Below are 7542 nucleotides of genomic sequence, written 5' to 3' on the forward strand. Positions count from 1 at the left end.
GCGACAAACTGGCACGACGGGCAGTTGGGGCATGGCGCTTATGCGCGGATTGCCCGTCGGATTGTTTGACTAGGCGCTGTCTGGCAAGCGGACATGAACCTGCCGACCCTCCCCGACGAAATCGTCGAAAATGACCCGATGCAGAAGTCGGACTGAGACTGCACCGGGGCAGATGCGGCTCAATCTGAGCCACTGCTTGTCGTTCAGCCAAAACAGCCCTTTGGGCACCGAAGTCCCCGTGCCGAATTATTCCGACGAGAGGGAATCACACACCGTTAATTGGGTACAGACCCTAAGCTCGCACCGCCGGTGGCGCCTGGAGGATAGGAGCAGCCGAAGCGAGCAGATCCTCAGGCTTGCCGCCGCGCGGCGGATAGATTCGCTCGTGATTGATTGTCTGCTTAGTCTGCTTGGCCGACGCGCCTGTCGTGCGGACTTGGCGATCCCATCCGACCGTGTAGAGAGCGCCCCAGGAGCCCAGATCGAGCACGGTGACATACCAGTCGATGTGCAGCGGAAGCATCGGCTGTCCGAACAGATCGGCTACGACGTTGTGTCCGGCAAAGCGGCCCATCGGCCGTGCGAACTGACAGGACATCACCGTGGAATGGACCCCATCGACGACGACGGAAGCTACGTCGCCGGCCGCAAAGACGTTTGTCAGCTCCGTCGCACGCATGAAGTGGTCCACCATAAGGCGACCATAGCGGTCCCGCTCAGCGCGCAGTGTCGCCGCGAGTGGGCTCGCTCGCATGCCTGTGCACCACACCACCGTCATCGTCGGGATGAACTCGCCGGAGCTGAGCCTGACGCCACCTGCATCGAGGGACGTGACGCTCACTTGCAGCCGAGTCTCAATTCCGAGTGCTTTCAAGGCCTCGTCAATGACCGGGCGCGCATTCGGCCCGATAGTTGCACCAACGACAGGACTTGGATCAACGAGAACGATGCGCCGATCGCCCATGACCCGTGCCCGATCCAGCTTTGCGGGCATCTCGGTCGCCACTTCGATGCCGGTGAAGCCGGCGCCGACGATGACGACCGTCAAACGCTCCTCCGATGCGGGCTGGTCGCCAAGTGCAGCAAGATGCGCGTCGAGCCGGCGTGCCGAGGCATAGGTATCGACGTCGAAGCTGTGGTCGGCGAGCCCAGGGATCGGCGGACGCACGAGTTCGCTGCCAAGCGTGAGCACCAAGCGATCGTAATCGAACGTCTGCGGCTCTTGGCGCGTTGCTTGACCCATTGCGACCGCAACCTGCTGTTTGGCGATATCGATTCCCTGGACCTCGCCAATCACATGTTTCACGCCGATCGGATCCAACAGTTCGGCTAGTGGGATAGCCGCCTCGCTCAGATCGATCTCATAATTGCGCACGCGGATGTTGTGATAGGGATTGCGGTCGACGACGAGAATTTCGACATCGGCCGATGGTTGACCTAGCTCTCGAAGCTTCCGGGCCGCCCCGATTGCGGCCCACAGACCGGCAAAGCCTGCACCGAGGACAAGAATACGCGCCATGCGCTTCTCCTCTTGTGGTCCAAACTGATCTTGCTGATGGTGCCGAGGTAAATCAAGTGCAATGGATGCGCTGCTGGTGTAGTCCGGGACATGCAATCCTGATCAAGGTCACAGGATGGGACGTTGACGACCCTTGTCGACCGCCATGTTTCCGCAAAGCGGCAAAGTATCTCTCTACGCCGAAGGGGCAGACATGACATTGGCACCATCAACGCCTGTCCGCCTCGCTCCGATGGCGACCACCAATGAGCCAAACGACGCGATGGGCCAACGGCAATGATACGTGAGATCATCCTTTTCGACCGACCTTCGAGCAGCCCCGAAGAGTTAATGCAGATGGGCGTTGATCAATCCGCTGCTGAATTCATGTTCATCCAATCGAAAGTCGATCAGGTAACTCAGTTCGCTTATGATCTTTCGTTGCGACATATTCGGGACGACGAGATGCCCGAAAACGTTATAAACGTCTCACGCGTGAACTACCTCATAGGGCAGATTTTGAATGGGGGCTTCCTGCAGTTTGTGCACAATTCGAAATGGGACAAAAATTTCATTGCCGGTGTACGGAATGGGCTTGCTGCGATCGGCGCGGCGGAGCATCTCGCCGTGTTTGATGGTGCCGCGCAAATTATAGACGAAGCATACGAGCGCGAGGACGGAAAACTCGATGCAGCCCGGTTCCGTGCCTCGTTCGATGAGCTTGAACGCGAGCATCTGAGCAATCCTAAATTGTCTCAGCATCTAGGCATGGATGTTGACGACAGCTGGACTTGGGCAGAACGTTGGCAAATCGCTCAAGTCATGAACGCCGTCTACATAGGCACTTGGGACAACGTGCATCGTCTGCCTCGCGCGGACTATGAACAGGCCCTCGATAGGATCGTAGCAGACGTCCCCGATCTCGAAAACCGTCGTGAAGAATATGAAGCCGCTCGTCCCTGGGAAAAACGAATTATTGATCGATTCGTCGCGCAAATCGGTCTTGATTACGTCTGGTACACCGCCTTCGGTGCAAGGGAATACAACGGCAAGACCGTTTGGTGTTGGAATTTCGTTGTCGGGCGGACAATCGGCGAAGGCCATCACCAAGCCATTTTCGTTGATGGCGAAGCAATCATCTTCAAGGGTGACACCGACGAGGTCGCCACGCGGATGCCAGCGCCGGAGAGCGCCTCCGGAAGCGGCGTCGCCCGCAATGAGCCCGAGCAGGAGCCGGGCACGCAACACCCCAATATCAGTTTTCTGATTGATAACCCATAACCCTCAAAACGGGGACCCTTGAGACACTCCGGGCGGCCGATGTCGCCTGTTGGCCATCCCGGACTTTCCGATCGGCGGTCGGACGACCGGAAGGCCGTTTTTGATCCGAACCTCGGCGGCCCAACGACCGCCCCTTCGCAAAGCTGGCCACCTTTCGTGAACACTCTCGCGCGGCGGAACATTCCATACAGAAACCGGTTCCCCCAAGTTCCCGCCGCGCTTGTAGCCCAACAGGCGTTTGTTGTCAGAGGGTCCGCTGATGTCACCGTCCGATCCAGTCAGGAGTGCTCACGATGGTCGTCAACGAAGGTTGCTCATCGTGTTGGCTTTGGGATTTGTTGCCTTCGGCATCGCTGCGGCCGCCCTCTTCTACGTCTTGCAGCCCGAGACTCTCCGGATCGCCGTTGGACCGGCAGGGAGCGACGACTACCAGGTGGTCCAGGCGATGGCCGACGCTTTCAGTGAGGAAAGTAGGACTGTCAGGCTCTCCCCGATCCCGACCGGGGGACCGGCTGAATCGCTCGCCCTGCTGTCCGCCGACAAAACCGACCTGGCGGTCGGCCGCGGTGACCTTGGCATGCCGCCCGACGCGCAAACATTGGCCATCCTGCGGAAGAACTACGTCGTCCTGTGGTCGCCCTCCGGGCGACGCGGCAACCAGCCCAAGAAGAAGGCCAGCGGCAAGATCGGAGAGATCGCGCATCTGGCGGGTCACAAGGTCGGCATCATCGGCAGGACCGGAGCAAACGTCGCAGTCCTCCAGACCATTCTGGAGGGCTCCGGCGTGCAGCCCGACAAGGTGGCCACGGCTCAATTTGGGACAGACGAGATCGATAAGCTTGCGCAGGACCCCACCCTTGATGCGTATCTCGCCGTCGGTCCGCTCGACAGCAAAATCACGGCGGACGCCATTGCCGCGACTGCCCGAGCGCGCGGAGCTCCCACCTTTCTTCCGATCGAAGCATCCGAGGCCATTGCTCTGAAGCACGCGCGCTACGAGGCCGAGGAAATTCCGGCCAGCGTCTTCAACGCGCAACCGGCCTGGCCTGAGGACAAGGTCGACACGATCAGCGTCAACCACCTGATCCTGGCCAAAAAGGAACTGTCCGAAGCCAGAGCGGCCGCCTTCTATCGGCAGCTTTTCGCGGTCCGCGACACGATCACGCAAGGCGTGGCCGGAGCTTCGCACATCATGAAACCCGAGACGGACAAGGAGACTGAGCCCTCCGTGCATCGGGGCGCCGCGGCGGTCATCAACGGCACGGAGCGAACCTTTCTGGACAGGTACAGCGATTATTTCTGGTTCGCCTTGCTTCTTCTTTCGGGCATCGGTTCGGCCGCCGCCTGGCTGCGTCGCTATCTGAACCGGGACGAACCGGACGACAACAGCAGCTGTCGCAACCGCATTCTTGCCGCGGTATCGGAGGTTCACAATGCTGGGTCGGAACACGATCTGCTGACAAGGCAACGCGAAGTCGACGCGATCATCCGCGAGACCCTCAAGTCCTACGACGATGGAGCAATCGAACAAGAGGACCTGGCCGCATTCGGTCTGGTCCTTGAACTGTTCAATCATGCCATTGCCGAAAGGCGAGCGACGCTGCTGAGCGGCCCTGCCGATCAAACATGGACCACGGGTCCAACCCTCGCCTCTCGGCGCTAGGCGCGCCCGGCTCATGCGATCCTCATCGGCCCCTTGGGTCGCTGCGAGCTGCTGCAAGTTCCGGCTCTGCCGGAAAGGGTGCTCGAATAGGTTGCTTGCTGCATCCGCCCAGGACCTGTCCACCGAGGTCACCTATCGAAGCGCCCGCGCGCCTTTCAGGTGCGTGATGAGGCGCGGAGCCTTTCCAACCGTGTTGTCACGTCCTCCGGCAATCGCCTCGCCTTGGCAATCTCGAGCGCATCGCGACCGCGATCGTCTTTGATCGATGGATCGGCACCGGCTTTGATGAGCAACTCGAGCGTCTTGAGCCGTCGGAGGCGTGCTGCATAGAAGATCGGCGTCTCTCCATGGGCCCGCAGATTAAGCCGCGGCTTTGCGGCGAGAAGTGTCCTCAGCATGTCGGCGCTGTCCCGCCACACGGCGGCCCAGAGGGAATAGCTTGGATCTCCACCTCGCTTCAGGAGAAACCGCACCAGCGGCACATTCTCGCCGCGGCAGGCCGCATACCAAACCGGATTGGCACGGAAATCACCTTCCTCTTCCGGCATTGGAACATGCGCTTCAAGGTCGGCGCCGGCCTTGAGCAAGGCGGTGACCGTCTTGATGCCATCGGGTTCTCCAAGACCCTCCGCCGGCTTCACCGCACAGGCGACGTGCAGCGCCGTACGCCCCTTCGGGTCGGTCGCACGTACGAACTCGGGCGCGGCTTTTGTGAGAGCCGCGACGGACACTGCGTCCCAGCGCTTGGCCGCCTCGAACAGAGCGGATTTGGAGGGCTTCATGGCAACAGCATATCATGGCATCGCGGTCGTTTGGCGCGCGACAATCACGTTTGCCCAGCAACGGATCATTGTCCGTGCTTGCAGCGTGACGTCAGCTTGCAGTCATTTTGACTGTGACAGCGTGGCTGGTCTTGCTGCATCACAAGCGTCCTCATTCCGGGGCAACCCGTCAGGACTGCGCGAGCCCAGATGTACGAGATCACGCTGGCTGACCAGCAGCTCCCGTCGGGCGATGACAGCGGCAAGCCGGTGACGGTCGCGGCCACACAGCGCGGCACATGCAACCGCTTCTTACTCCTCTCCCGGCTTGAACGGCGCCTCCTTGCCGGGCGGCACGGTCTCCTCGGCCATCGCCAGCATCATCGCGACCATGACGTAATTGCCTGATACGGCGGTGAGATCGACGATCTGCTGGTCGTTGAAGATTGTCTTGGCGCGCGCATAGGTTTCATCCGAGACCTTCTTGGTGGTCGAAAGCTCGGTGACGAAGTCGTACACCACCGCCTCGTCCTCGGCCATGGTCGAAGGCCGCTTGCCCTGCTTCAGCTCGGCGATGATTTGTTGTGACAGCCCCGCCTTGGCAGCCAGCGGCGCATGCGCGAACCATTCGACCTGCGAACGCCACTGCCGGCCGATGATCAGGATCGCGAACTCGTTCAGCCTGGTCGGCACCGAGGTCTGCCAGCGCAGATAATAGAACAGGTCATAGAGCCGCTGGCCGAGCACGGGGCTGCGGATCATCGGATTATAGGGACCGCCGAGGCCGACGCTCGACACCTTCATGATCTGCTCGCCGAGCGGCCGTTGCGCGTCGCTGAGCTGCTCCATGGTGAGCTGCGGAAAGCGCGGCTCCTTGCCGGTTGCGGGACCGGCCGCGAACATGGTGGCAGCGAACCAGCCGCTCGCAGCTGCGAGAGCCAGCGATGACAACCAGACCGACGGTGCGTGCATTGTCGTTTCCTCCGGACACACTTCTTTGTGATGCGTGAAGCCTAGTACGACCGCCTTGCACCAACCAGATCATTTTCAGTTCGGCGTGAACGCAAACGCAAGTACCGCGTTGACGCCGGCTCGTTCTCACCGGAGTCACGTCGATGCGCGTCTTGTCCTTCGTCCCAGCTTCAATTCTTCTGGCGTCACTCATGGCCGCCGGTTCGGCCGAGGCGGCATCCCCCTTCCGCGCCATGGCGGGCGCGTGGGTCGGCGGCGGCACGCTGAGCATGCAGAGCGGCGAGCGTGAACGGCTGCGCTGCCGCGCCGTCTATGACACCGACGGCAGCGAGCAGCTACGGCTCAACATCCGTTGCGCCAGCGACAGCTACAATATCGATCTCTCCAGCGATGTCGCGTATCGCGGCGGTGCGATTTCCGGACAGTGGAGCGAAGCCAGCCACAATGCGTCCGGCACGATCGATGGCCGCGCCAGCGGCGACCGCATCGAGGCGGAGGCGCGCGGCCAGACCTTTTCGGCTGGGCTCGCGCTGACCACGCGCGGCAACCGGCAGACGATCTCGATCCGACCCGCGGGCACCGAGATCACGGGCGTCAATCTCGAGCTGTCGCGGCGCTGAGCAATGATCGGCGCGCTCAGATCGCGCCGATCTCGCTCAGGCAGCCCTGGGTCAGCGTCATGCGATCGGCGACATGACGCGGCTCCGGGCAATCCATGTTGAGCGCGAACACGGTCGGCTCGTCGCCCTTGTCGACCCATCCCACCAGCCAGGCGAGCGAGCCGTGATCCCGGTCTGTCAATCCGGTCTTGGCGTGCATCGTCGCGTCACCCACCTTGATCACCGGCATGATGTCGCGCACCAGATCCTGGCTGCGCTTGGAGATCGGCAAGGTGCCGCGCCGCAGGCGGTCGACGAAATCGACCTGCTGCACCGGATCGATGCGCAGGGCGCCACTGACCCAGAACTGATCGATGCCCCCGCCGATGTCGCGATTGCCATACTCGAGCAGGTCGACGAATTTCTGCATGCGCTCAAGGCCGATGCGGCGGGCAATCTCCTGATAGACCGGAAACGCGGAGACCGCGATGGCGCTGCGCAAAGTGTGATCCTTGTTCCAGGCCTCGTTCCAGCGCTTCACGCCATCCCATTTGAAGACGTCCTTGTCGGGGTCCTCGACCACGCCGGTCTCCAGCGCAATCAGCGAGTTCGCGATCTTGAAGGTCGAAGCAGGCAGCCTGCCCTCGCCCGAGCGCTCGGTGTCGCTGGCGATCACCAGATAATCTTCGACCTTGTAGCCGACGAAGGTGCCGCTCGTGCCGTCGTCGGTGAAGCGCTTGGCGAGCGACGGCCTGATCTCGCTGCGCT

The 7542-nt window shown here is 61.5% G+C and carries 7 protein-coding genes; 3 read left to right on the plus strand and 4 right to left on the minus strand.

What is annotated here, in order from left to right; genetic code table 11:
* Positions 1-292 precede the first annotated feature (292 nt).
* A complete protein-coding gene (locus BRAS3843_RS14285; RefSeq protein ID WP_008969635.1) occupies positions 293-1519 on the minus strand; it encodes an NAD(P)/FAD-dependent oxidoreductase in 1227 nt (408 codons plus the stop codon).
* 276 nt (positions 1520-1795) lie between these two features.
* Between BRAS3843_RS14285 and BRAS3843_RS14290 the strand changes: the two genes are divergently transcribed.
* Together BRAS3843_RS14290 and BRAS3843_RS14295 are read left to right on the plus strand one after the other, a co-directional pair.
* Positions 1796-2779: a DUF4375 domain-containing protein gene (locus BRAS3843_RS14290; RefSeq protein ID WP_035981717.1), complete on the plus strand. Its 984-nt coding sequence runs from the start codon at positions 1796-1798 to the stop codon at positions 2777-2779.
* 259 nt (positions 2780-3038) lie between these two features.
* Complete coding sequence (locus BRAS3843_RS14295; protein ID WP_008969637.1) at positions 3039-4442, plus strand: TAXI family TRAP transporter solute-binding subunit; 1404 nt, start codon at positions 3039-3041, stop codon at positions 4440-4442.
* Between the two features lie 155 nt (positions 4443-4597).
* Here the strand turns inward: BRAS3843_RS14295 and BRAS3843_RS14300 are convergent, their stop codons facing one another.
* The gene (locus tag BRAS3843_RS14300) at positions 4598-5224 is read right to left on the minus strand and encodes an ankyrin repeat domain-containing protein (protein ID WP_008969638.1); all 627 of its coding nucleotides are present in this window, start codon (positions 5222-5224) and stop codon (positions 4598-4600) included.
* Positions 5225-5515: 291 nt separating this feature from the next.
* Positions 5516-6175: a hypothetical protein gene (locus BRAS3843_RS14305; RefSeq protein WP_008969639.1), complete on the minus strand. Its 660-nt coding sequence runs from the start codon at positions 6173-6175 to the stop codon at positions 5516-5518.
* Between the two features lie 191 nt (positions 6176-6366).
* On the opposite strand from BRAS3843_RS14305, the gene BRAS3843_RS14310 reads away from it, so the two are divergent.
* Positions 6367-6795, plus strand: a complete 429-nt coding sequence (locus tag BRAS3843_RS14310) for a hypothetical protein (RefSeq protein WP_244425312.1) — start codon at positions 6367-6369, stop codon at positions 6793-6795.
* A gap of 16 nt (positions 6796-6811) precedes the next feature.
* Here BRAS3843_RS14310 and BRAS3843_RS14315 read toward each other — a convergent pair.
* Positions 6812-7542: penicillin-binding transpeptidase domain-containing protein (locus BRAS3843_RS14315; RefSeq protein ID WP_035981719.1), on the minus strand; the 731-nt coding region annotated here is incomplete at its 5' end.

The organism is Bradyrhizobium sp. STM 3843 (genome assembly GCF_000239815.1).
Lineage (GTDB): Bacteria > Pseudomonadota > Alphaproteobacteria > Rhizobiales > Xanthobacteraceae > Bradyrhizobium.